At 63.1% G+C, this 25679-nt stretch carries 19 protein-coding genes and 1 pseudogene; 10 read left to right on the top strand and 10 right to left on the bottom strand.

Translation table 11 applies throughout. The features are described from left to right. Positions 1–17 precede the first annotated feature (17 nt). The 3 genes from AC1MGT_RS11850 (at position 18) to AC1MGT_RS11840 (ending at position 5217) form a co-directional block, all read left to right on the top strand. Positions 18–1202 (top strand): TIGR03088 family PEP-CTERM/XrtA system glycosyltransferase, encoded by a 1185-nt coding sequence (locus AC1MGT_RS11850; protein WP_499500326.1) that lies wholly within the window; start codon positions 18–20, stop codon positions 1200–1202. Between the two features lie 20 nt (positions 1203–1222). Next, positions 1223–3118: an XrtA/PEP-CTERM system amidotransferase gene (locus tag AC1MGT_RS11845; protein WP_499500325.1), complete on the top strand. Its 1896-nt coding sequence runs from the start codon at positions 1223–1225 to the stop codon at positions 3116–3118. Positions 3119–3201: 83 nt separating this feature from the next. After that, positions 3202–5217, top strand: a complete 2016-nt coding sequence (locus AC1MGT_RS11840) for an acyltransferase family protein (protein WP_499500324.1) — start codon at positions 3202–3204, stop codon at positions 5215–5217. 155 nt (positions 5218–5372) lie between these two features. Here the strand turns inward: AC1MGT_RS11840 and AC1MGT_RS11835 are convergent, their stop codons facing one another. The 3 genes from AC1MGT_RS11835 to AC1MGT_RS11825 are packed head-to-tail and all read right to left on the bottom strand — an operon-like array spanning position 5373 to position 8625. After that, positions 5373–6257, bottom strand: coding sequence for a hypothetical protein (locus AC1MGT_RS11835; RefSeq protein ID WP_499500323.1), 885 nt, complete (start codon positions 6255–6257; stop codon positions 5373–5375). Positions 6258–6265: 8 nt separating this feature from the next. Beyond that, entirely contained in the window at positions 6266–7261 is a 996-nt protein-coding gene (locus AC1MGT_RS11830) for an NAD-dependent epimerase/dehydratase family protein (protein WP_499500322.1), read from the bottom strand. Continuing rightward, positions 7261–8625 (bottom strand): UDP-glucose dehydrogenase family protein, encoded by a 1365-nt coding sequence (locus AC1MGT_RS11825; protein ID WP_499500321.1) that lies wholly within the window; start codon positions 8623–8625, stop codon positions 7261–7263. Before AC1MGT_RS11825 ends, AC1MGT_RS11830 begins: the two co-directional genes overlap by 1 nt. 275 nt (positions 8626–8900) lie before the next feature. Between AC1MGT_RS11825 and AC1MGT_RS11820 the strand changes: the two genes are divergently transcribed. The 3 genes from AC1MGT_RS11820 to AC1MGT_RS11810 are packed head-to-tail and all read left to right on the top strand — an operon-like array spanning position 8901 to position 12569. Continuing rightward, positions 8901–10085: a glycosyltransferase family 4 protein gene (locus AC1MGT_RS11820; RefSeq protein WP_499500320.1), complete on the top strand. Its 1185-nt coding sequence runs from the start codon at positions 8901–8903 to the stop codon at positions 10083–10085. Beyond that, positions 10082–11239, top strand: a complete 1158-nt coding sequence (locus AC1MGT_RS11815) for a glycosyltransferase family 4 protein (protein WP_499500319.1) — start codon at positions 10082–10084, stop codon at positions 11237–11239. The genes AC1MGT_RS11820 and AC1MGT_RS11815 overlap by 4 nt, the downstream gene beginning before the upstream one ends. Further along, on the top strand, positions 11232–12569 hold the full coding sequence (locus AC1MGT_RS11810; protein ID WP_499500318.1) for a putative O-glycosylation ligase, exosortase A system-associated: 1338 nt from the start codon (positions 11232–11234) through the stop codon (positions 12567–12569). The genes AC1MGT_RS11815 and AC1MGT_RS11810 overlap by 8 nt, the downstream gene beginning before the upstream one ends. Here AC1MGT_RS11810 and AC1MGT_RS11805 read toward each other — a convergent pair. Both AC1MGT_RS11805 and AC1MGT_RS11800 read right to left on the bottom strand, forming a co-directional pair. Then, complete coding sequence (locus AC1MGT_RS11805) at positions 12566–13813, bottom strand: pyridoxal-dependent decarboxylase, exosortase A system-associated (RefSeq protein WP_499500317.1); 1248 nt, start codon at positions 13811–13813, stop codon at positions 12566–12568. The two genes, AC1MGT_RS11810 and AC1MGT_RS11805, sit on opposite strands and share 4 nt — an antisense overlap. Before the next feature lie 37 nt (positions 13814–13850). Next, positions 13851–15449: an acyl-CoA ligase (AMP-forming), exosortase A system-associated gene (locus tag AC1MGT_RS11800; RefSeq protein WP_499500316.1), complete on the bottom strand. Its 1599-nt coding sequence runs from the start codon at positions 15447–15449 to the stop codon at positions 13851–13853. 172 nt (positions 15450–15621) lie between these two features. On the opposite strand from AC1MGT_RS11800, the pseudogene AC1MGT_RS11795 reads away from it, so the two are divergent. The 3 genes and pseudogenes from AC1MGT_RS11795 to AC1MGT_RS11785 form a co-directional block, all read left to right on the top strand. Continuing rightward, positions 15622–16296: pseudogene (locus tag AC1MGT_RS11795) on the top strand (aminotransferase class I/II-fold pyridoxal phosphate-dependent enzyme); the annotation flags it as partial. Between the two features lie 146 nt (positions 16297–16442). Next, on the top strand, positions 16443–16841 hold the full coding sequence (locus AC1MGT_RS11790; protein ID WP_499500315.1) for a hypothetical protein: 399 nt from the start codon (positions 16443–16445) through the stop codon (positions 16839–16841). Beyond that, positions 16838–17878: a GNAT family N-acetyltransferase gene (locus tag AC1MGT_RS11785; protein WP_499500314.1), complete on the top strand. Its 1041-nt coding sequence runs from the start codon at positions 16838–16840 to the stop codon at positions 17876–17878. Before AC1MGT_RS11790 ends, AC1MGT_RS11785 begins: the two co-directional genes overlap by 4 nt. On the opposite strand, the gene AC1MGT_RS11780 is transcribed toward AC1MGT_RS11785, so the two are convergent. The 5 genes from AC1MGT_RS11780 to AC1MGT_RS11760 form a co-directional block, all read right to left on the bottom strand. Beyond that, entirely contained in the window at positions 17875–18834 is a 960-nt protein-coding gene (locus tag AC1MGT_RS11780) for a glycosyltransferase (protein WP_499500313.1), read from the bottom strand. The genes AC1MGT_RS11785 and AC1MGT_RS11780 overlap by 4 nt on opposite strands. Before the next feature lie 50 nt (positions 18835–18884). Continuing rightward, the gene (locus AC1MGT_RS11775) at positions 18885–19928 is read right to left on the bottom strand and encodes a polysaccharide deacetylase family protein (protein ID WP_499500312.1); all 1044 of its coding nucleotides are present in this window, start codon (positions 19926–19928) and stop codon (positions 18885–18887) included. A 6-nt stretch (positions 19929–19934) separates the two neighbouring features. Next, positions 19935–21656, bottom strand: a complete 1722-nt coding sequence (locus AC1MGT_RS11770) for an arsenate reductase/protein-tyrosine-phosphatase family protein (protein WP_499500311.1) — start codon at positions 21654–21656, stop codon at positions 19935–19937. Further along, positions 21653–22732 carry a glycosyltransferase family A protein gene (locus AC1MGT_RS11765; protein ID WP_499500310.1) on the bottom strand — a complete coding sequence of 360 codons (1080 nt, stop codon included), beginning with the start codon at positions 22730–22732 and terminating at the stop codon, positions 21653–21655. The genes AC1MGT_RS11770 and AC1MGT_RS11765 overlap by 4 nt, the downstream gene beginning before the upstream one ends. A 400-nt stretch (positions 22733–23132) precedes the next feature. Beyond that, a complete protein-coding gene (locus AC1MGT_RS11760; RefSeq protein ID WP_499500309.1) occupies positions 23133–23555 on the bottom strand; it encodes a hypothetical protein in 423 nt (140 codons plus the stop codon). Here AC1MGT_RS11760 and AC1MGT_RS11755 point away from each other — a divergent pair. After that, positions 23530–25512 carry a hypothetical protein gene (locus AC1MGT_RS11755; protein ID WP_499500308.1) on the top strand — a complete coding sequence of 661 codons (1983 nt, stop codon included), beginning with the start codon at positions 23530–23532 and terminating at the stop codon, positions 25510–25512. The genes AC1MGT_RS11760 and AC1MGT_RS11755 overlap by 26 nt on opposite strands. Positions 25513–25679: the final 167 nt, after the last annotated feature.

Here is a 25679-nt window from a genome sequence, read left to right as displayed (position 1 = left end):
ACGGGAACGCACGGACCATGCACAGTGATCTGGCGGTGTTGAACGCCCAGCGTCCCCTCGTTGTACATCTGGTGTATTCGCTTGATGTCGGCGGGCTGGAAACGCTGCTGGTCGACTGCATCAACCGCATGCCGGCCGAAAAATACCGGCATGCGGTGGTCTGCCTGACCCGCTACAGCGCGTTCGCGGACAAGATCACGCAACCGGGCGTCGAGTTGTATGCGCTGAACAAGCCGCCCGGGAACGGGTTGCGCGTGCACGTCGACTTCTGGAAGCTGATGCGGCGCCTGCGGCCCACGATCCTGCACACTTACAACCTGTCGGCGATGGAGTACTGCTTCACGGCAGCCGCTGCGGGCGTGCCGGTGCGCATCCACGCCGAGCATGGCCGCGATGCGTCCGATCCGCATGGGCTGAACCCCAAGCACAATTTTTTGCGGCGCCATCTCGCGCCGTTCATCGACCGCTATGTGCCGGTGTCGGACGATCTGCAGCGCTGGTTCAGCGAGGTTGTCCGCATCCCGGCGGCCAAGAACCACCTGATCAAGAATGGCGTCGATACCGACCGCTACGCCCCGCGCGCGCAAGCGGTGACGGCCGCGCCGTGGGACGCCGGCGACATCGTCATCGGGGCAGTCGCGCGCGTGCAGGACGTCAAGAACCACGCCAGCCTGGTGGCCGCTTTCGCGCTGCTGCGCGAGCGCCTGCCGGCCCTGCGCGACCGGCTACGCCTGTCGATCGTCGGCGACGGCCCGTTGTTCGGCAAGATCCAGGCGCAGGTCGCAGAAGCCGGCCTGCAGGACGTCGTGTGGCTGCCCGGTGCGCGCGCCGACGTGGCCGACCTGCTGCATGGCTTTACCATCTTCGCCCTGCCCTCGCTGGCCGAAGGCACGCCCGTGTCACTGCTCGAAGCGATGGCGTGCGGCTTGCCGTCGGTGTGTTCGCGCGTGGGCGGGATCCCCGAAGTCGTCGTCGATGACGTGCATGGTATCTTGGTCCCGGTGGAGGTCGACGCGCTGGCCGAGGCGCTCGCGCGCTACGTCCAGGACCCGGCCCTGCGGGCACGCCACGGCGCGGCCGCGCGCGCGCGCATCGAAGACAAGTACAGCATGGCCGCCATGCTCGGCGCGTACACCGCCCTCTACGACGGCCTGTGTGTGCGCAAGGCGCCGGCGCGGCTGCGTCCCATCGTCAACTCTTAACTTCAGCGGAACCAGACAGCATGTGCGGAATAGTCGGCATTTTTGATACCCTCGGCAACCGGGAAATCGACCGCGCGGCCCTGGGCCGCATGAACGAAAGCCAGCACCACCGCGGCCCCGACGAGGGCGAACTGTATCTGGAACCGAGCATGGGCATGGGCCACCGCCGCCTGTCGGTGATCGACCTGGCCAGCGGCCAGCAGCCGATCGTCAATGCCGAGCGCGACGTGGTGATGGTGTTCAACGGCGAGATCTACAATTACCGCGAGCTGCGCGTCGAACTGGAGGCGCTGGGCTTCGAGTTTCGCACCAAATCGGATTCGGAATCGCTGCTGCACGCCTACCAGGCCTGGGGCCCGGATTGCGTATACCGCCTGCGTGGCATGTTCGCGTTCGCGATCTGGGACCGCAAGAAGCAGACGATGTTCCTGGCGCGCGACCATGTGGGCGTCAAGCCGATGTTCTACTCGCTGCTCCCGAATGGCTTGTTCGTGTTCGGCTCCGAGCTGAAATCGATCATGACCCACCCCGAGCTGTCGCGCAAACTCAATCCGCGCGCGGTCGAGGATTACTTCGCATTCGGCTACGTGCCCGAGCCGCACACCATCTTCCACAATGCGTACAAGCTGGCGCCCGGCCACCGCATCGTGATCAAGGCGGGCGCACGCGAGGTCACGCCCGAGCAGTATTGGGACGTCCCGTTCAAGCGCGCCCCGCAGCGGCCGATGCAGGAGATCGAGCAGGAGCTGATCGAGCGTGTGCGCGAGTGCGTGCAGAGCCAGACCGTGGCCGACGTGCCGCTGGGCGCCTTCCTGTCGGGCGGCGTCGATTCGAGCGCGGTCGTGGCGATGATGGCGCAGAATAATCCCGATCCGGTGACCACGCTGTCGATCGGCTTTGACGATCCGGAGTACGACGAGTCGAAGTTCGCCAGCGAGGTGGCCACGCGCTACGGCACGAACCACCATGCGCAGATCGTCGACAAGGACGACTACGGCCTGATCGACACGCTGGGCCGCCTGTATGACGAACCGTTCGCCGACAGTTCCGCGATCCCCACTTACCGCGTGTGCCAGCTCGCCCGCAAGCATGTCACCGTGGCGCTTTCCGGCGACGGCGGCGACGAGAGCTTTGCCGGGTATCGCCGCTATCGCTTCGCGATGGCCGAGCAGCGGGTGCGCGACAAGATACCGGCGGGCCTGCGCAAGCCTGTGTTCGGCACGCTCGGCAAGCTCTATCCGAAGGCCGACTGGGCGCCGCGCATGTTCCGCGCCAAGACCACCTTCGAGGCACTGGCGCGCGACACGGTCGAGGGCTACTTCCATGGCGTATCGAAGATGCCGGACCGCGTGCGGGCGCAGTTGTTCTCGGATTCGTTCAAGCGCGAGCTGCAGGGCTACAGCGCGATCGAGGTGTTCCACCGTCATGCTGCCAGCTCGCCGACCGACGATCCACTGTCGCTGCTCCAGTACCTGGACTTCAAGACGTGGTTGCCGGGCGACATTCTTACCAAGGTCGACCGCGCCGCCATGGCGCACTCGCTTGAAGTGCGCGTTCCACTGCTGGACCATACCTTCGTGGAGTGGGCTTCCAGCCTGCCACCGGACATCAAGCTCGGTGGTGGCGAAGGCAAGTACATCTTCAAGAAGGCGCTCGAACCGTTCCTGTCGCAGGATGTGCTGTACCGCTCCAAGAAGGGATTTTCGATCCCGCTGGCATCCTGGCTGCGCGGACCGCTGCGCGACAAGCTACGGGCAGCGGCGCTGTCGCAACCGCTGCTCGACACGGGGATCTTCAACGAGAAGTTCTTGCGCGAGATGGTCGACCAGCATATCGCGGGGACGAGCGACCATAGCGTGGCGCTGTGGTCAGTGTTGATGTTCGAGACCTTCTTGCGGGTGAGTGCAAACGCCTGACGTCTCTGATTACCTTACGATCCAGTCATCGCACCCTGCTGGCAGCTTGTATCAACCGATAACACATGCCTGGATGCGGACTCATGCAAAATACAGTTCTTCTGAAAGATCGTTCAGAGAGTACGCCGCCAGCGCACGCAGCACGCACTTTTCGCCTCGACATCAACGGCTTGCGCGCTTGGGCAGTCATTGCGGTTGTCCTGTTTCACTTTCGGGCGTTGGAAGTGCGCGGCGGCTTTGTCGGTGTTGACGTGTTTTTTGTCATTTCCGGTTTCCTGATGACCGGCATCGCCGTGCGTGGCCTCGAGCAAGGCAATTTTTCTATCCTGACCTTCATCCTGGCCCGTGCCCAGCGCATCCTGCCAGCCCTGCTCGTGCTGGTAGCAACGCTGATCGTGATGGGGTATTTTTTTCTGGCACCGCCGGATTATCGTGTCCTCAGTACGCACGGCATCCATAGTCTGTTATTCCTTACCAACATCAAATTTTGGAAGGAAGCCGGATACTTCGATACCTCTTCCCAAGAGAAGTGGCTGCTGCACACCTGGTCGCTCTCAGCAGAATGGCAGTTTTATCTGATCCTGCCCATCGTCCTGATGTTCGTGTGGCGCATACGCCCTCACCGCTCGACGCTCGTCATCGTCTGCGGGTTCGCATTTGCATTGTCGCTCGGGGCCTCCATCTGGACTACAGCTCATGATCCATCCTCCGCATTTTTTCTGTTGCATACACGAGCATGGGAAATGCTCGCCGGAGGACTGGTGTATTTCCTGGGACTTCGGCAGCGTCTCAGCCCGCGTTATGGCGCAATGACGGCGCGATTGGGACTGGGCATGATCGCCCTTTCGATCTTGCTGTTTACAGAAGCCAGTGCATGGCCGGGATGGCGTGCAATGCTTCCGGTCGGCGGCGCCATGCTCATCCTGCTTGCCAATCGGCCCTTCATACTGACAAATCATTCCTCGCTACAGTGGATCGGTGACCGTTCTTATTCGATCTATCTGTGGCATTGGCCTGTTGTCGTCCTGCTCGAATATGCACAGCGATCGACTAACCTTCTTGCAGTGGGAATCGGTATTGCGTCCAGCGTTGTGCTAGGGGGGCTTTCCTACACACTGGTCGAAACGCGGTCACGCCGTGCATTGAGCCGGATGGGCCAGCCTCTCGCCGCAATGACAATATGCGTCGCATGCTTATGCGTATTGGCACCGGCAATGCTCGTATGGCGTATGGGTGGGATCGAGGAGCGTTTCGGTCCGGAGGTCAAACTGGCAGCCGAAGGTGCCCTGGACAGGAATCCCGACCATGCCCGCTGCCAGCAGCGCGAAGGGACGACATCGCCGTCATGCCTGTTTGGCGCACCGCTACTCGGCGTGATCGTGCTTGGCGACAGCCATGCCGGCGTACTGATGTCGGCCATTACCCAGGCTGCTTCAGGTACCAAGCAAGGCGTGCAGCAATGGTCGTATGACAGCTGCATTTACTTGCCCGGCATGCGTCACGTCGACAGCAAGCGCCTGAGCCGGGGCAGTGACTGCTTCGGCTTCAATCAGCAGCGCAACGCAGAACTTGAAAAGGTTCCAAAGGATATTCCGGTGCTCCTGATCGGACGCTACGCACGCTATGCAATGGGTCCCAACGAGATGCCCGTGGAACATGGTGTGCCAGAAGTCTACTTTGGCACTGACATCGAGGCGCGTACGACACCGGCATTCCTGCGGCGCTTCGGCGATGCAATCATCGATTCGGCTTGCGAGTTGGCGCGTTCCCGTACGGTGTACATGATGCGCCCCCTGCCCGAAATGCCGGTGAATGTGCCACTGCACATGTCGCGCCGACTGGCCCTGGGACTGGACCCCATGGTGTCGATATCGCTGTCCGAGTATGAACGACGCAACGGCTGGATTCGGGAAGCGCAGGACCAGGCCAGCAAGCGGTGCGGTGTGCGCTTGCTGGACCCCATCCCCTACCTATGCCACAACGGCATCTGCCCGGGTAGCGTCAACGGTCGCCCTTTGTTCTACGATCATGGCCATCTGAATCAATATGGAAATACCTTCTTGATTCCAATGTTTCGACAGATTTTCGACGCTCATTGAACGGCAGCTGTCGTGAGATGTGGTACCCGATGTTTGAAGCGGTAGACCGTTCAGACAGGACTCGCGTTTAATGGCGTCAGCGAGAACGACTTACATCGTTTAAGCCACGTCGTTATACGCAAACGCTGCAAACGCCGCTAACGACGTCAACAACATCACCTGAAGCGCTGCCTGACCTTGTCAAAATGCCACATGGCGATCGATATCCATCGTTTGCGGGTCTGGCGCAGCCATGCCTTGGGTGGTTTGATCGGGTGCCACAGCACGTGCGGCCTGCGGCCCGGACGCAAGCGAATATTCATCGTGCCGAAACTGCCCTGCTTATTAAAGCCATCGTTGGCCAGTCCAAGATAGCGCTGGTTACGGTCTTCCTCGGCTACAAATTCGCCATTGCCACCGAAATCGATGACCGTCATGCCACCGTGTTTAAGAATAGTGGCCCAGGCATTTTCACTGTGCGCTGACCAGCCGGCGCGATAGTATGCGTCGATCATGTCGAGTGCAGCACCGCTGATCCGGAAAAACGTCAGAAACACCAGCCAGCTGCGATCTGGCGTCATGGCTTCGACTGGAGCCCGCAGCATCGATGCGTACGTCCAGTCATCGTAACCGCGCGCGAGATGCGAAGCGAGCAGGTCACCCGCACGGTCAGCCAAGCCTGCAAACAAGGTGTGGATGTCGCCGGAATACTCGACATCGTCCTCCACCACCCAGTACTGGGCATATTGCGTATGCCAGCGCCGAAACAGAAGCGGAACCAGATCGCAGTTGCCGGGAATAAGCCTGAACGGTCGCGCAGCGCCCTTGACCGGATAGGCCAAAGTGTCGATCGCGTCCGGGCCATAGACGTGGTGCTCGATTTCGATACCGTCCAGTACGATCCGATTCACGGTCGTCTTGGCTGACGCGGTGTACGACACCGCAGCAAAGCGGCAGTGCGGCCCTTGGCGCAGGAACGCCTCGCGAAAGCGTAACAAGCGCTTACGCACACTGACCGGATCAGTGGTCTGGAATAGCAGGATCTGTTCTTGCTCTTGCATGCTGCTTCTTAGACGCGGTCCGGTGCCCATTCACGGTACCAGGCCCAGAATTGGGCCAGGCCGGTCGCCAGCGACGTGGTCGGGGCAAAGTCCACCCAGGCCTTGAGCTTGTCGATTGAGGCATGCGTGGCCGGCACGTCGCCCGGTTGCATTGGCAGGAATTCCTTGCGTGCCTGCACACCCATCACGTTTTCCAGCGTCTCGATGAATTCCAGCACCCGTACCGGATTGTGGTTACCGATATTGAACACCGAATGCGGCGCCGACGTGGCGGTACCTGGCGTCGGTTTGAACAGAAGCCGCACCACGCCCTCAACGATATCGTCGATATAGGTGAAGTCCCGCGTGAGCAAGCCCTCGGCAAACACTGGAATCGTGTCACCGCGCATCATCTTCTCGGCAAAGCTGAAGTACGCCATGTCGGGCCGACCCCATGGACCATAGACGGTAAAGAAGCGCAAACCGGTAGCCGGCAGCTTGAACAGGTGGCTGTACGAGTGCGCCATCAGTTCGTTCGACTTCTTGGTGGCGGCGTACAGTGACACAGGCGCATCAACCTGGTCGTCTTCGCTGAACGGCACCTTGGCATTGGCGCCGTACACGCTGCTGCTGCTGGCATACAGCAAGTGTTCGATCGCGTGCTGGCGACATGCTTCGAGCATATTGCCGAATGCCACCAGGTTCGACTGCACATAGGCAGCCGGATTCTCGAGCGAGTAGCGCACGCCGGCCTGGGCGGCCAGGTGCACCACGAGCGTGGGCTGTTCGCGCGCAAACAGCGCCTCGACCTGGGCCATGTCGCTCAGTTCGACGGTATGGCAGGCGATGCCGGCCGGGGCCAGCAGCGCCGCCACCCGATCATGCTTGAGGCGCGGATCGTAGTAATCGTTGAAGTTGTCGCAGCCGACGACCTGATGGCCCATGGCCGCCAGGCGCGCGGCCACGAAACTGCCGACAAAGCCGGCAGCACCCGTGACCAGGATACGATGGTGACCGGAGAGCATCAGGCAGCTGTCCGGCTGACGCGCCCGATTCCCTCGTACGACAGGCCTGCTGCAGCGACCTCGAGCGGATCATAGATGTTGCGGCCGTCGAAGATGGCCTTGTCGCGCAGGATCGAAGCCAGCGCGGTGAAGTCCGGCGCGCGGAATTCTTTCCATTCGGTGACCAGCACCAGTGCATCGGCATTATCGGTCGCGGCGGTGGCCGAAGTAACGATGGTCAGCAGCTCGGTCACGCGTTCAGCACCGTGTTCGCGTTCGAGCACGCGCAGCGCTTCGGTGCTGGCGACCGGGTCGTAGGCACGCACGTGGCAGCCAGCGTCGAACAGTTCCTTGAGCAGCACCAGGCTTGGCGCTTCGCGCATGTCGTCGGTATTCGGCTTGAACGACAGGCCCCAGACAGCGATGGTCTTGCCCTTCAGGGCAGCGGCGCCGCCGTAGAAGCGCTCGAGCTTCTTGAACAGCACGTTCTTCTGGTTGTCGTTGACCAGTTCGGTCGCTTCCAGGATGTGCAGCACCTGGCCGTGGTCGCCGCCGGTCTTGACCAGCGCCTTGACGTCTTTCGGGAAGCACGAACCGCCGTAGCCCATGCCGGCGTACAGGAATTGCGAGCCGATGCGCGGGTCCAGGCCCATGCCGTGACGGACGGCTTCAATGTCGGCGCCCAGCACTTCGGCCAGGTTGGCCAGCTCGTTCATGAAGCTGATGCGGGTAGCCAGCATCGCATTGGCGGCGTACTTGGTCAGCTCAGCGCTGCGCACGTCCATCTCGACCAGCTTTTCATGGTTGCGGCTGAACGGCGCGTACAGCTGGCGCATCAGTTTGGTGGCGACGGCGTCGTCGCTGCCGACCACGATACGGTCCGGACGCATGAAGTCATCAATGGCCGCGCCTTCTTTCAGGAACTCGGGATTGCTCACCACCGAGAACGACACGGTGCTGCCACGCTTGTCGAGTTCGCCCTGGATGGCGGCCCGCACCTTGTCGGCGGTACCGACCGGTACGGTCGACTTGTCGACCACGACGATTGGTTTTTCGATGCGCTGGCCGATCGAGCGGGCTGCAGCCAGGATATGGGTCAGGTCGGCGCTGCCGTCTTCATCCGGCGGGGTGCCCACTGCCAGGAATACGCATTCGGCATGCGCAATTGCTTCGTCATAGCTGGTCGAAAACAGAAGGCGACCTGCGCTGGCGTTGCGCTCGACCATGTTGTCCAGACCTGGCTCATGGATCGGAATGACGCCGTTTTTCAGCATCGCAATTTTTTCGTCGTTGACGTCAAGGCACAGCACGGTATTGCCGACGTCGGCGAAGCAAGCGCCCGAAACTAGGCCGACATAACCGGTGCCAATGATAGTAATCTTCATAATGTAATAGGGAGATGGAGTAACTGAACAAAAAGAACCGGCAGAGCAGCGCGGCGAAGCTGGCTATTTTTCCACATAAAGTAAAAAACTTGCCACACGTAACAAGTGCGGAACAGAACTTGAATTATAGTATCATGCTTGTCAAAAATTTATGCGTCCTCTGCCAATCGTACTGCCGCTAGGCAAAATTTTTCGCATAATCACGACAGCACATCTCAATCACCCGCCCGAATTGCACATCGGATGGCGCACTGACCAGGCATTCGACACTCCCGATGAAGTTACTTACCTTCAGCACTCTCTACCCCAACGCCCAGCAGCCCAATCACGGCATCTTCGTGGAAACCCGTTTACGCTACCTGATTGCAAGCGGCAAGGTCGAGTCACGTGTGGTCGCCCCTGTGCCATGGTTCCCGCTCAAGGGAGAAAGCTTCGGCCATTACGGCACATTGGCCAAGGTGCCGCGCCAGGAAACCCGCAACGGCATCCACGTCACCCACCCGCGCTACCTGGTGGTGCCACGGTTTGGCATGAACCTGACGCCGTATTCGCTGGCGCACGCCGCGAAAAAGGAAGTGGGCCGCATCCTCGACGAAGGCTATGATTTCGATGCCATCGATGCCCATTATTTCTATCCAGACGGCGTGGCGGCCGTCATGCTGGGCAAGTACTTCAACAAACCAGTTGTGGTGACCGCCCGCGGTACCGACATCAACCTGATTCCGCAGTACGCGCGTCCGCGCCAGCTCATCTTGCAGGCAGCGCGCGACGCTGACGGCGTCATCACCGTCTGCCAGGCGCTCAAGGACGAAATGGTCGAGCTCGGTGTTGCGCCCGCCCACATCACGCCGTTGCGCAACGGCGTCGACCTGGAGCGCTTCATGCCGGCCGACCGCGCACAGGCCAGAGCGAACATCGGCCTGGCGCCGGGTCGCTTCACGCTGCTCTCGGTGGGCCTGCTCGATCCGCGCAAGGCGCACGACCTGATCATTCGCGCGCTGCCGCTGCTGCCGGAGGTCGACCTCCTGATCGCCGGTATCGGCCCGCAGAAGAACAATCTGGTGCAGCTGGCGCGTGAACTTGGCGTGCAGGAGCGCGTCAAGCTGCTGGGCGCCGTGCCGCAAACCGAACTGAAAACTTACTACAACGCGGCCGACGCGCTGGTGCTGGCCTCGAGCCGTGAAGGCTGGGCCAATGTGCTGCTCGAGAGCATGGCGTGCGGCACCCCGGTGGTGGCCAGCAATGTGTGGGGCACGCCGGAAGTTGTCGCGTCGCCCGACGCGGGCGTCCTGATGCCGGAGCGTACCCCGCAAGGCCTGGTCCAGGCCCTGGGCCAGTTGCGCGCCAATTACCCGGAACACGCCGCCACCCGCCGCTATGCCGAAAACTTCGGCTGGCAACCGACCACCCAGGGCCAGATCGACCTGTTCCACTCCATCATGGCGAGAAAAGCCGCGTGAAAATCCTTTACCATCACCGCACCCGTTCCAAGGACGGCCAGTACGTCCACATCGAAGAAATGATCCGCGCCCTGCGTGCCGAAGGCCACGAAGTCGTGATCGTTGCGCCGCCGAGCGCCGAGACCGAATCGTTTGGCTCGGACGCCGGGCCGGTCGCCTGGCTCAAGCGCCATCTGCCGAAGACGTTCTATGAACTGATGGAGCTGTCCTATTCGCTGGTTGCCTACCGGCGCCTGGCGAAGGCCGTCAAGCAGCATCGGCCGGACGTGCTGTACGAGCGCTACAATCTCTTCTTGCCGGCTGGTATCTGGCTGGCGCGCAAGTACAAGCTGCCAATGCTGCTCGAAGTCAATGCCCCAATCCTCGAAGAACGCGCGCGCTACGACGGTCTGGCGCTCACCGGACTGGCGCGCTGGTCGCAGGCGTATGCCTGGCGCAATGCCGACATGGTGCTGCCGGTGACCCGGGTGCTGGGCGATATCGTGCAATCGTACGGCGTCGATCCCCAGCGCATCGAGGTGATCCCGAACGGCATCGATCCCGAGCGCTTCGCCAATGCGCCGGACGTACTGGCCGCCAAACGCGCACTCGGCCTGGAACAATACCTGGTGCTGGGCTTTACCGGCTTCGTACGCGACTGGCACGGCCTGGACAAGGTGATCGACCTGATCGCCCAGGATCCGCCTGACGCCCACCGCCACCTGCTGGTGGTCGGCGACGGTCCGGTGCGCGCCACACTCGAGCAGCAGGCGCGCGATCTCGGGGTCGCGCACCGGGTCAAGTTCACCGGCATCGTCGGGCGCGACGACGTGGCGCGCCATGTGGCCGCCTTCGACATTGCTCTGCAGCCGGCCGTGGTCAAGTATGCCTCGCCCCTGAAGCTGTTCGAGTACCTGGCACTGGGCAAGGCCATCGTTGGTCCCGACCAGCCGAATATCCGCGAAATCCTGCGCGCCGACTACAACGCGGTACTGTTCGATCCCGAAACCCCGGCCGGCCTGGCTGGCGCGGTCAAGCGCCTGTGCGACGACATCGCGCTGCGCACCAAAGTGGCAGCCAATGCGCGCGCCACCATCGACGAGCAACAACTGACCTGGCGTGCCAACGCACGCCGCGCGGTGGCACTGTTCGAGAGGCTGCAGCGCCGTGCGTGACCTGATTCTGTTTGCCGCTTTTCTTGCGGTCATTCCTTTCATCTTCAAGCGTCCGGTGGTGGGCGCCATCGCCTATGCGGTGTTCAGCCTGATGAATCCGCATCGCTTGACGTACGGCTTTGCCCAGTCGTTCCAGTTTGCGCTGATCCTGTGCGTCGTGACCCTGATCTCGGTCGTGATCTCGAAAGAGAAAAAGAAGCTCCCGATGTCGGCGCCAACCGTGGTCCTGATCCTGTTCTGTATCTGGATCACGATTGCCACCATCTTCGCCCAGCTGCCAAGCGAGGCCTGGATTGACTGGGACCGTACCAGCAAGATCATGCTGATGGTCTTCGTCACGCTCCTGACCGTGCGCACCGCCAACGATGTCAAGATACTGGCGCTGGCAGTCGCGCTCTCGCTCGGCTTCTGGGGCATCAAGAGCGGCATCTTCGTGATCGTCAGCGGTGGTGGCGCAGGTATGCTCGGCCCGCGCAGTAGCTTTATCAGCGACAACAACACCCTGGCGCTGGCGCTGGTCACCATCACCCCGTTACTGGTCTATGTAATCACCCTCGTCGAATCGAAGTGGCTCAAGCGCGCAGTGATCGGGATGGCGGCGCTTACCACGCTGGCTGCGATCGGCTCGTATTCGCGTGGCGCCTTGCTCGGCGCGTTTGCCATGGGCTTCTTCTTGTGGATCAAATCGGCGCACAAGGTCAGGATCGGCGTGGCGTTCGCCGTGATAGTGCCGTTCGTCCTGCTGAGCATGCCACCCGAATGGATGGGGCGCATGCATACGATCGAGACCTATGACGAAGATGCCTCGGCCACCGGTCGCATCAACTCCTGGTATTTTGCGATCAATGTAGCCAATGCCCATCCGCTCGGGGGCGGTCCCAACGTCTTCACGCCGAACATGTTCCAGCTGTATGCGCCGGACCCGACCCGCTTCTACGATGCCCACAGCATCTATTTCCAAATCCTGGGAGAACTCGGTTACTTTGGCCTGCTGTTGTTCCTGACCCTGTTCGTCGTGACCTGGCGTACCGGTTCACGCGTGATTCGCCATTGCCGCGACAAGGAAGAACTGGCTTGGGCGGCCATGCTCGCGCGCATGTGCCAGGTCAGCATCATCGGCTACATGACGGCAGGCGCATTTTTGACGCTGGCCTACTATGACCTGATCTACTACATCATCGCGATCCTGATCACGCTCGACAAGGTATTGATCCGTGACCCGCAACCGGACAATACGCCGCCGATCCGGCTGCCATTCCTGGAGCGCTACCAGCAGCGTGCCAGCGAGCGCGCCAAGGCGCGCGCTGCGGCGCCGCCGAAGCGGCGTTAAACGAGCACTTCCAGCGCCGCCGGATGGCCGAGAAAGCCCGCCGGACTGGCGCTGGCGCCATACGCGCCAGACTGGAACACCACCACCAGGTCGTCAATGCGGGCATGCGCCAGTGGCATGCGCTCGGCCAGGATGTCGAGCGGAGTGCACAGCGGGCCCGTGGCCGATGCCAGGCCGCTGTCCGGTGCGTCATTCTGTGCGTTGATGCGGTTGCCGATCGCAACCGGATAATTCTTGCGGATCACTTGCCCCAGATTGCCGGAGGCGGCCAGATGATGGTGCATGCCGCCATCGAGGACAAGGAATACTTCGCCGCGTGACACCTTGCGGTCGATCACGCGCGCCACGTACACACCGGCTTCGCCGACAAGGTAGCGGCCCAGCTCGATCGCGAGACGGGCCTGCGGCAGGGCCTGCTCCAGGCGCGGCACCCATTGCGCCAGGTGCTCGCCCATCGGGGCCGGATCGAGCCGCGTTTCGCCGGGAAAGTAGGGAATCCCCAGCCCCCCGCCGATGTTTACCTGGTACACCGTCAGCGGGCTCTCGCCCGCCAGGCGCAGCGCCAGCTCGATGCTGCGCGACTGCGCCTCGATGATGGCGTCCAGGCGCAGGCTCTGCGAGCCGCTGAAAATGTGAAAACCCTGGAAATCCAGGCCCAGCGCCGCGACCTGGCGCAGCATGTCCGGCGCCAGCTCGGCGTCGATGCCGAACGGCTTGGCGCCACCGCCCATCTTCATGCCTGACGATTTCAGTTCGAACTCGGGATTGATGCGCAGCGCCACGCGCGGCGTGATACCGAGCCGCTCGCCGACGCGCGCAGCACCCGCCAGTTCGTGTTCCGATTCGATATTCAGGCACGCGCCGCTGGCGATCGCCTGGCTCAGTTCCGCTTCCAGCTTGGCCGGGCCGGCAAAGCTGATGCGCGCCGGATCGATCCCGGTATCGAGCGCGGTCTTCAATTCGCTGCTGGATGCAACGTCCAGGCCATCGACGATACCGGCCATGTGCTGCACCAGCACCGGCATCGGGTTGGCCTTGATCGAGTAATGCAGCGCGACCGCCGGCGGCAGCACGGCGCGCAGCCCGGCAACCTGGGCGCTGCAGACGGCGCGGTCGATGGCATAGAACGGCGTGCGGCCGACGCGCTGCGCCAGCCGGGGCAGCGCAATGCCGCCTACCTGGAGGACATCGTCGACCACGGGAAAGTGGATCTGGGGAGCGTGCTGGGGCTTGGTGCCGGTCATGAGCGTGCGAACGAAACGAATGGGTGGGCGCGCGGCGTCACACGCCGCGCAGGATGGTTTGGCGTAACAGGTTGCGGTCGATCTTGCCGTTCGGATTGCGCGGCAACGCTTCGGTGCGCAACACGATGTCGGCCGGGACCATGTAGGCCGGCAGACGGCGGCGGCATTCGGCCAGCAAGGCCGCGCGGTCGATCACTGCGGGATCGGCAACCGCCACGGCGACGATGGCCTGGCCCAGCTGCTGGTCGTCAACACCGAACACGGCCACTTCGCTCACCAGGCCGCTTGCATGCAGCACGCTCTCGACTTCGGTCGGGCTGATGCGGTAGCCGGAAACCTTGATCATGTCGTCGCTACGCCCGATGAAATACAGGAAGCCGTCGGCATCGCGGCGCACGGTGTCGCCCGACCATACGGCCAGCTCGGGCAACGGCAGGGCCGGATGCTGGCCCGGAGAAGGCCGGAAACGCAGTGCGGTACGCGCCGCGTCGTTCCAGTAGCCCAGCGCCACCAGCGCGCCGCGGTGTACCAGCTCACCCGGCTCATCCGGGTCGCACAGGCTGCCGTCCGGGCGCACCACCAGCACCTCGGCGTTGGGGATCGCGCGGCCGATCGAGTCCGGGCGGCGCGCCAGCTCGGCCGGCGGCAGGTACGTCGAGCGAAACGCCTCGGTCAGGCCATACATCAGGAAGATCTCGGCCGCTGGCAACGCCTCTTGCAGTGCCCTCACCGTCACGACCGGCATGGCGCCGCCGGAATTGGTGATGAAACGCAGCGAGCATGCCTTGGGCCACGCCAGGCGCGACAGGGCGATCCACAATGGCGGCACTGCAGCCAGGCCGGTGATGCGTTCGGCCTGCACAAGGGCGACGATATCCTTCGGAAACAGGTAATTCATGAGCACGACTGCCGCGCCGCGCAGGAACGCCGTGGTCAGCTGGCTCAGGCCATAGTCAAAGCTCAGTGGCAGCACCGCCAGCAGGCGGTCGGCGGCAGACAGGTCAAGATAGCTGGCAACGCTGGCAGCGCCCGCGACCATATTCCGGTGCGACAGGACCACCCCCTTGGGTGCACCGGTGCTGCCCGAGGTGTACAGGATAGCGGCCATGTCGGTATCGATGCGCGAATGGGGCGTCGCAGCCATGCCGGCGGTACTGCCTTCAAGCTGCGCCCAGCGCAGAATCGCGGGCTGGGCCGCGGGAGTATCCGTGGGGGACGTCGTGGACGTAGCGGCTGCGGCGCCATCGGTCAGCAGCAGCGCGCCCAGGTCGGGGCAGCCGGCCAGCGCCGTGCCCAGCTGGGCATGGCGTTCAGGCGTGGTCGCCAGCAGGCGTACATTGCAGTCGGCCAGGATGTAGGCCACCTGTTCGGGCTTGAGCAGCGGATTGACCGGCACGAACACGCAGCCGGCGGCAGCGGCACCGAACATGGCCACCACGTTCTCGATGCGCTTTTCCATGTACACGGCAACGCGCTCGCCCGGCTGCAGGCCATGCGCCAGAAACAGGGCAGCCGCGGCGCGCACCTGCTCCGCCAGTTGGGCATAGGTGCAACGCAAAGCGCCATGGGCCAGGGCCTCGGCATCCGGGGTGCGCGCTGCGCTCTCGAAAATACTGTCGTGGATCAGATAATTCATCGGGTTCGGATCTGGTGCCCGCCTGAGGTGGGAGTAGCGCGGCGCATTCGCCATCTTACCAGTTCGGGCCTGACTGCAAGCGCTTGCATAGCCGTTTCGCCACCCGCGCGCCGGCCCGGCCGGGGGGGCGCCGGTATGCTGGAACGCCGGGAACGCATGCTATATTGAAATCATGCAGCGAATAAACAACAACAGCACACCCATGCGCGCCATCCCTGCCGTTCCGGTCCTTTCACTGGCCACTTTCGCGTCGGATGGCCCGACCTTGCCGGCGCTTGACGACGCGCCTGCGGTGCAGCTGGTTTCGAGTGGACGGATCGCGATCGGCATGGCGCTGCGCGCGCTGGGCGTGGGCCCGGGCGACACGGTGCTGGTTCCGGCCTATCACAGCCTGTCGATGATCCCGCCGGTGCACTGGCGCGGCGCCGAAGTCGTGTTCTACCGCGTTCACCCCGACACCACGATCGACCTGGCCGATATCGCACGCAAGATCGGTCCGGGTGTCAAAGCGATCATGGCGACCCATTTCTTCGGCTTTCCGCAAGACCTCGCGCCCTTGCGCGCGCTGTGCGATACGCACGCCATCGGGCTGGTCGAGGATTGCGCCCACTGCTTCTTCGGCGCGCACGGCGGCGTAAACATCGGCAGCAGCGGCGACTATGCGATCGGCAGCAGCATGAAATTCTTTCCGATCTTCGAAGGCGGTTGCCTGGTCTCGTACCGGCACCGGCTGCCGTCGCGGCAATTGCGCAGCGCCGGCGCCGGTTTCGAGGCCAAGGCCGCCCTGAATGCCCTCGAGGCCAGCTTTGCCCAGGGGCGCCTGCCGTTATTGCACGCCGCCCTGATCCTGCCGCTGCGTCTGCGCACCGCGCTGTGGAACCGGGTCAAGCGGCGCGCAGCAGCGGCCGACGGGCCGGCCGCGACAACGCTGGCCCCTGCATCGTCGGACAGCAGCTTCGACTTCGATCCGCGCTGGATCGACCGGCGCTCGTCATGGTTCTCGCGCACCGTGCTGCGCCGCGCCGCGCCGCGCGCGCGCGCCTCGTGCAGCGCCGACGCCATCACTACCTGGCGCTGGAACGCGCCCTGGCCGGCGCCCCCGGCTGGCGCGCCCTGTTTCCCGCGCTGCCCGACGGTGCCTGTCCCTGGGTATTCCCGCTGCTGGCAGAGCACCCCGAAGCGCTGTTTGAGCACCTGCGTGCTGCTGGCGTACCGATGGTGCGCTTTGGCGCGCACCTGTGGCCCGGCGTCGATGCCGGCGTGTGCGCCAACAGCGTGGAACTGGGGCGACGCTTGTTCGGCCTGCCCTGCCACCAGGCGCTCGACGATGCGGAACGCACCTGGCTTGCGGCGACCGTGCGCCGCGCGCTCGAGCAGGCAGCGGCGTCATGAGCTGGACGGTGATCCCGGCGGCGGGCTTCGATGCCGATCCCGCCCACTGCGCACGCTGGCGCGCCCTGCATGCCGCAGCCGGCAGCTCGCCCCTGCTCACGCTCGACTTCGTCACGACCGCACTGGCTGTCTTTGGCAACGGACGCGAACAGCTGGCCTGGCACGAACAGGACGGCCAGACCGACATCATGGCGATCCTGACCCCGGCCGGGGCCGGCGCCTGGCAGACCTTCCAGCCGGCGCAGGCGCCGGTCGGCCTGTGGCTGCAGCGCGACGCGCAGCCGCGCACGGGGCAGCTGGCGGCTCTGTTGCGCGCCCTTCCCGGCGCCGGCGTCATGCTCGGCCTGACCCAGTGCGATCCGATGCTGATGGCGCGGCCGGCGGATACCGACGCCGTGCGCACCCTCGACTATATCCAGACGGCCCGGATCACCCTGGCCGGCAGCTTCGATGACTACTGGAACACGCGTGGCAAGAACCTGCGAACCAACTTGCGCAAGCAGCGCAAGCGCCTGGCCGACGAGGGCGTGCTGCTGCGCCTGCAGATGAGCCGCGACGTGCACGAGATGGCCGATGCGGTGGCCGATTACGGACGGCTCGAAAGCGCCGGCTGGAAGTCGAGGGATGGCACCGCGGTGGAGGCCGGCAATGCACAAGGGCGCTTCTACCGCATGATGCTGGAGGCGTACGCCGGCCATGGCGCGGCCTGCGTAATGCGCTACTGGATCGCCGACAGGCTGGCGGCGATGGACTTGTGCATCGAAGGCGGTGGCTGCGTGGTGGTGCTCAAGACGGCGTATGACGAAAGCATTGGCAATGGGCTCTCGCCAGCGCTCCTCATGCGTGAGGAAGCCACGCGCGCGATCTTCGGGGCCGGGCGCTTCGCGCGCATCGAGTTCTATGGCCGGGTAATGGAATGGCACCTGCGCTGGACCGACGAAGTGCGCATCATGTATCACCTCAACGCGTATCGCTGGCCCTGGCTGGGCCGGCTGCGCGCACTGGTGGCCGGGCGCCACCCGCCGGCCGCCAGCTAGACAGAGCGCGACCGGGCCTTGCGCGGTTTCGGCCAGCCGCGCGCGATCGATATGACGTCATGCGCGGTGCTCAGCGAAAACGAATCGAACAGCGACGGCAGCACCATCCTGAACGCTTCGCGGTGCCGGCCGGTGCGCAGGTAAAGCATGGCCGCGCGCATACGCACGACGTGGCGCTTGGCACGGTAGCCCCGGCGTACCGGAGTGGACGCGCGGCGCAGCAGCGGCGCCAGCGATTCGAGCGCGGCCGCATAGCGCGCCTCGGCCACCACCGGGTCCTTGCGCAGGGTGCTGGTCGGATAAATATAGTATTTGGCAACGACCTGGGGTACCATGCCGCCCTTCTTGCTCTCGGCCAGCAGGCGGATGAACAGGTGCAGGTCTTCGCCCACCTTGTGCTCCACCGAGAAGCCGCCCAGGCGCAGGAACGCCGCACGCGGCATGCTCATCGTGCGGGTTTCCATGAAGCCGTCGCCAATCAGGTCCTCGAAATCGGCTTCCTCAATCCGGATGCGCTGCGCGCCCGGCTGCTTGGCCAGCAGCTTGCCGCCCGATGTGCAGCCGGCGAGGAACAGGCAGACGTACTTGCCGTCAGGCTCGCAGGCTTCCTGGTCCGAGACCACGAAGTCAAGATCCGGCTCGACCCGGATCCAGTCGGCATGCAGCGCCAGCCGCTCGGGGGTGAATTCATCGTCCGCATCGAGGAAGGCCAGCCAGTTGCCGGTGGCGATCTCCACGCCCTTGTTGCGCGCCGCGGCGACGCCGGCATTGGGCTGGCGCACATATACGATACGGTCACCGAAAGGTTGCACGACCTCGGCGGTATGATCGGTAGAGCCGTCGTCGATGACGATGATCTCGTGCGCTGCATGCGTCTGGGCCAGGACCGACGCGATGGCGCGCGCCAGCGTCGGGGCGTTATTGTACGTCGCGATAATGACCGAGAAAGTCGGCAAGGTCGGGCTCTCCACGAAAGTCGTTCGCGCCGCTGACGGCTGCTGGTTGTTCAAATAGCTGCCTGATGCGGCGTGCCGGCATGGGCCGACTCGGCCTGCAGGCGCGCAGCCAGGCCCGAGACGCTGAGGAACTGCCCGCCCAATTCGTCACGGAACCAGGTGCAGTAATCGTACACGGTCGTGATGAAGCGCTCCAGCTCGGCCGCGGTACGCACATAGGGCGTGTGGCCCGCCACCATCGACGGGCTGTGATAGGTCAGCGTGAAGACCTGGCAGCCATCGCCATGGAGGGCCTGGCTCAGGCGTCGCATTTCGGCGCCGGTGGCCACTTCAGGACTCAGCCGGATACGCTCGAGCGCACCGCTGCGCGACAGGATGCCGCCCAGGCGCGCCTTGCGTGCCCAATTCTGCTGGGCGGCTTCGTACAGCGCCAGTCCATGACTGCGCATCCAGCCGGCGTAGCCGGTCGTGACGGGCAACTCGAGCAACGAGCGCCCGCCGGCTTCGAACCAGTAGGGATGCTCGTCGAATGCCCGAAAATCGGGGCCGCCATCGTCCAGGAAGGCGCTGTACGGCACCACGCTGGCGTCGACCTGGTAGCCCAGCGCGGCAATCGACTCGGCAGTGTGCGGGCCGAGCCCGTAGCGGCCGGCCTTGAAGGTCACCGGGGGGCGTCCGAACGAGCGTGTGATGGCCTCGGTCAGCATGCGCAGCTTGTCGTACTCGAGTTCGCGCGGCAGGTTGCCGGCGTAGGAATTGCTGCGCGAGACTTCTTCATCGTGCGGCGGCGAAACCCACGGATGCAGGTGCGTGCCGATCTCGCAGCGGCCGGCTTCCATCAGGCCACGCAGCACCGCACTTGACGCCGGCGTGGTTGCCACCGGCCAGTCGATGACGTAGGTGGGCACGATACCCAGCGGATCGAACACGCGCTCGTGCATCAACGGCTGGCCGGCGATCGACGTCGTGCCGGTGCTGGCGCGGTCGAACGGCTGGCCCCAGTCGAATTCTTCCTCGGTATCGATAATGACCAGCAGGACCGGCGGGGTGCCCGGCGCAAGGCGCGCCGGACGGTGGTGGGATTGTCTGAGCATCTGTAATTACCGGGGTGTGGCAGGCGCAGGCGCCGTCCGGGCGAGTTGTTCGAGGCAGGTGTCAATGCGCTCGTAGGTTGCCTGGAAAGTACGGTCGTCCTTACCTTCGGGATCGAGGATCTGGCAGTCGGCGCCAGCCTCAGCGCAGGTTTCGCCGAGCAGGTACACCTTGTTTTTCAAGTCCGGGTAGCGCGCCGCGATGCTGTCAAGATTGATGCGGTCGAAGACGATCACCAGATCGGCGCTTTCCAGCAAAGCTGCGCTCGCATGACGCGAGCGGTGGGCCGTCATGTCGACGCCGCGCTGCGCTGCCACCGCGATTGCCACTGCCGGCGAACCCCGCTGGTTGCGCGGCAGCATGCCGGCCGAGCTGAAGTGCGCCACGGTGCCGAACAGCTGGCTGCTTTTCAATTCCGCATAGCTGCTGCGGTTGATATTGCCCTGGCAGACAAACAGCACCTTGACCGGGTGGCCACGCTTGGCTGCGAACAGTTCGGCCAGGCGCGGCGCCAGCGGCGCCGGCGCCGGGGCGCGACGCGACGCGAGCCGGCTGGCGACCAGTTCGCGCAGTTCCTGCAAGCCCGGCCGCGGATCGTCCAGCACCAGCGTGTCGTTGTGCTCGCGCCCGATCAGCACGCGGTGAAAACTCCAGGCCCAGGCAGCGCAGTGCAGCGCCAGTCTGGCGGGCCGACGCACCAGGTTCGCGGCACCGACCCTGGCCTGCCACATATCGAGCACCAGGTTGCGGCAATAACGCCCGGCCGGATAAGGGCGCGGGGGCGTCGCTTCGCCAAGCGCCAGCAGCTGGTACAAGCGATACGGGAAATCGACGCCGATCGAGACCGGCAGCGGCAGCGATCCCCACGGACGCGCATTGACTTCGATCAGGATCCAGCTGCCGTTGGCCGGATCGACCTTGAATTCGAACATGGCCAGGCCCGTGTAGCGGCTGGCGCGCGCCATGCGTTCCACCGCCGCCAGGCGCTGCGGATCGAGCGGTGCGCTTTTGCGGTAATAGCTGCTGCCGTTCAATTCATGCGCACGGTGGTGCTCGAACGCCTGCAGGACTTCGCCTTCATGGCACAGCACGGAGACACCCAAACCGAAGCCGGGGAACATCTGTTCGAGCAGGATCGGACCGGTTTCGCCCGTGGCGACGCGGCGCGCGAGCCAGGCTTGCAATTCGGCCCGCTCCTGGATGATGCGGGTACTGGTGCGGACATATAGCTCCGGCAAGGCGTACGACATCGGCTCCTTGATCACCACCGGCAGACCGATATCGGCCACGATCTGCTCGACCGTATCGGCGGCATCGAGCATGCGCCCGGGGGCAACCGGCACATCGACCGAGGTGGCCAGCGCGCGCGTACCGACCTTGTCGAAGAAGATGTCGAGTGCATCGGGCGATGGAATTGCCAAAGGACTCAACAGCGCCAGCGCATCGCGATGCAGGCACAACGGCAGGAGGCCGCGCTCGTCGCACGGGATCACCAGTGAAAAACGGTGCTCGCGCAGCAGCGCACCGATCGCCGCGAGCCATTCGTGCCCGCCGTCGAGGTAATACGGCAGAAAGTGCACCGCGCGGATGTAACGCGACTTGAGCGCAGTGGCGCGAAAGTTGAACGGCGCCACGTGCACTTCGAGCCCTTGGCGGCCAAGCGAACGGACGGTCGACAGGAAACTGCGCGTGTCATCGCCGATCACAAGAACTTTATGTCGTGTGCTCATGCTGTCCTTCCGCGCATCAGATGACGACCGGCCAGTGCGGCCGTATACAAGGCCCACTTGAGCGAAGCACGGGCAGCCAGCGCACGGCGCGCATAGTGCAGAGCAAGTTCATGTCTGCCTTCATTCGACCAGTAGCGCGACAGATGGCGCAGGATATCGCCTTCGTATGACTGGCACAGCCTGCGGATGGCAGCGCTGCGGACACTCATCGTGATGTGCTGGGACACCAATACCGACAACAACCAGCGCTCGGCCTGGGACACGCTGCGCGACAGATTGGTCTGCCGTGTCGGATCCGGCACGTTGTGCTGCGCTACCACGGTGGGATTGAAGAAAATCGTGCGCGCAGCATCGGCCACGCGCCAGAAGAAGTCACGGTCTTCCTCATAAGTGGTGCGGGTCCAGAAGCCGCCGACGGCGGTGGCGGTTGCCTTGCGTAGCGCCACGATGTTCAGTTGGGCAAAACCTCCACTGGCAATCAATTGGTCCAGGTCGATGACATGGCCAAGGGGATGGCTGCGCGTCCGCTTGCTTACCTGCTGCATCAATGCGGGTAGCCAATCGGCCCGCTCCACGACGCCACTGGCGGCGACTGCATTCTGGTTGGCGATGTACAGGTCGACGCGCGCATCGGCGGTAAAGACGTCCGCCATGCTTGCCAGGTGCTCGTTGCTGGTCCAGAAATCGTCATCGTCACAGAATGTCAGGATCTCGCCGCGAGCGGCCTCGATGCCGGTATTGCGCGAAACCGATGGCCCGACTGCAGGGCCATCGGGACTGCCGAGCAAATGCAGATGAAAACGGTCATCCAGGCCCTCCCACAGTGCTGCGTATCCCGCGCGCGTGGATGCGCTCGATCCATCGTCAATGACGATGACTTCAAAGGATCCGAATGTCTGAGACTGGATACATTCCAGCGCCCGCGTCAGCAGCACAGGGCGGTTCCGGGTCGGGACGATGATCGATATGACGAACGCCTCGCGGTCGTGGCGGCCCAGGTCACTATCGCTGGAGGGAGGGCGGTCGACGCCTGGGAATGACAATTTCTGTGCCTTCTGTGCTGGTGAACGCGTCAACTGATGCTGCGCTGCATAAATGTTGCAATCCTAACATAACGCATTGACCCAGTCCCATTCGATTGCCTACAGCGTTGCCGCAGCGTTGCAGTCCACGGTCACAACACCCGCTACCCAACATGACATCTCATGTTAATAATTTTTAACATTTGTTGTTTTGAAGAAATTTTTTATGCAAATGCCACTATTTTTACTTGACAAAAGCCAATCTTGCACAGGAATTTCCGTTGTTTTCTCGCATAAATAGCTTCTTTTGGGCAATTAATGGTTACGGGAAAAATTACTCACGGTACAGTTCGGTTCTACAAGGCAATTTTCGCAGATTAACTTTTCTTATGGCCATGAACATGACTCCTCTTCTCGTCTCGGTAAAGACTTCTGTCAAGTCAACCGTCCCAAGTTATCGATTGACGCGGTATGCGGGTTGTGGCGCAGCCGCCCTGGTCTTGAGCGCATGTGGCGGAGGCGGCGGTGAGCTGGTCTCTACGTCTGCCGGCAGCCTCAATAGCAGCTTGTCTCCTGGCGTCGTTACTGCCGTCACGCCTGCCAGCAACGGACTTGCAACGCCTGCGGGAACGTTGACCTCGCCAACCCCAGCGCCAGCGTCGTTGCCTGCGCTGGCGACGCCAGTGTCATCTGGTACGTCAGGCAGCGGGATGTCATCCCCAATGCCATCCACGACGACGAACAACAACAACCCCAGCTTCGCCCCCCTGCCAAGCAGCGGCAGCACAATCAAAATTGGCGCGAAGATCACCGACATCCAGCTGCAAAATACCGGTGCGGCGCAAACCAACGTGCCTTTCACGTTTGGCCAGGTCATTGCTGCCGGTGCCATGAGCCCGAAAGATGGCCTGGTGGCCAAGCTTGCGGATGGTACTGTGCTGAACCTCCAGACCGATGTCAAGGCCACTCATGCCGACGGCTCGGTACGCCACGTCGTCATCTCGGGCGTTTTGCCAGCGCTGGCCGTCCGCCAGTCTCAGCCGCTCGAACTGCTCAAGGCGCAACGCGCCGACACAATCACCGCGACGCCGCAAGGCCTGCTCGAGAAGGGTTTGAACAGCCAGGTCACCGTTACCGCAAACAATATCAGGTACACCGCCACGCTGGGCGACGCCATGACCAATCCGGCCCGCTTGACCTGGCTGGCTGGCAATGTCGCCAACGAGTGGATTGCCGATGCGCCACTCAAGGACAGCAGCGGTGCCCCCCATCCCGTATTGACTGCGCGCTTTGCGGTGCGCTGGTATCCCGCCCTGGAAAAGCAGGCACGGGTAGATGTCATCGTGGAAAACACCAAGACCTTCGTGAGCGGTCGCACGCTGACCTATGACGTCAACGTCGATGTCGGTGGCCGCACGATCTATGCCAAGACGGGCCTGACCCATTATCACCACTCGCGCTGGCACAAGACCGCCTGGTGGAATCCTGCCAGCGAACCCGCAGTCAATTTCCGCCACAATACGGCTTATCTGATTGCTACCAAGGCAGTGCCGAACTATGACCAGAGCATTGTTCCTGCAGAAAATGTCCTGGCCGGCTACCAACTCAATGACACGAACTCCGGCCCGATGACGATCGGCCCTGCCAACCGCGCAATGCACACTTCCGGCGGTCGCGGCGATATCGGTCCCCTGCCTACCTGGACCGTCATGCACTTGCTGTCGATGGACAAGCGTGCCTGGGACGTTACAAAGGCGGGCGCGGACGGCTCCGGCACTTGGTCAATCCACTACCGCGACGACAATACCGGCCAGCCGGTACGTACGGATAACGACAAGAACAAGTTCATTTCGCTGCATGGCAATATGGCCAAGAAAGGTCCGCTGCCGGTACCGCGCTGCGCTGCCGATGCAAATTGCGACACGCCCAATGCATCGGATACCGCACACCAGCCATCGCTGGCCTATGTACCGTATCTGTTGACTGGCGATTATTACTATCTGGAAGAGATGCAGTTCTGGGCGTCGCATAACCCGCTGGCGACTGCCCCGGGCGGCCACGGCGATGGCCAGGGTCTGGTTCGCTGGCAGCAGGTACGCGGCCAGGCGTGGTCACTGCGTACGCTGGGCCATGCTGCCTACATCACGCCGGACGCGCATCCGCTGAAGGCGTACTTCACCAAGCAGCTCGACAACAATCTGGCGTTCTATCACCAGACCTATGTTGTAGGTAACCCGAATCAGCTCGGCTTGTACGATGGTTCCGGCAGCAACGCGTTCAGGGTGGACGGCTCGGCGCCATGGCAGGATGACTACCTGACCTGGAGCTTTGGCTACCTGGCCGAACTCGGCTTTGAAAAAGCCGCACCAATTCTGCAATGGAAGGCAAAGTACCCGGTAGGCCGCATGACTGCACCAGGCTATTGCTGGATTTCGGGCGCCGAATACTACCTGAACTTCCGTCCCAGCTCAGCGGCGCCGGCGTACGCCACGTTCGCTGAGCTGTATGCGGCCAATTTCAGCGGTGCCACCATCAAGAACGATTCACGCAAGGACGTACGCAATCCGGATGGCTCGCGCTTCATCGACCAGCCCTGCGCCAGCCAGGCGCAGGCCGATTGGCTGACCGCTGCCAATGGCAGGAAATGGCAAGTTGGCCAGATGATGGGTTACGCCAGCTCAACGCTGGGCTACCCAGCGAACTTGCAACCGGCGCTGGCTGTTGCCCATGCTGCCGGTATTCCGGAAGCGGCCAGGGCATGGGACGTGTTCAACAACCGCAGCATGAAGCCGGACTACTCGACGGCGCCGCAGTTTGCGATCGTACCGCGCTGATCGATCTCGCACTGCAACATTGGCTCTGCTTTCGGCAGAGCCTTTTTTTTGGCGCAGTCAACACTCTGCGGTCCAGGCCGATCCGCAAGCGGCATACGCCTACCCTGCACGGATTTACGGGTCGGCAACCATCGCACGCCGAATAAACATGTTCTACAGGAATGCAT

Source organism: Telluria sp. BA11 (assembly GCF_056680305.1).
This window is presented reverse-complemented; position numbering and strand designations above follow the sequence as displayed.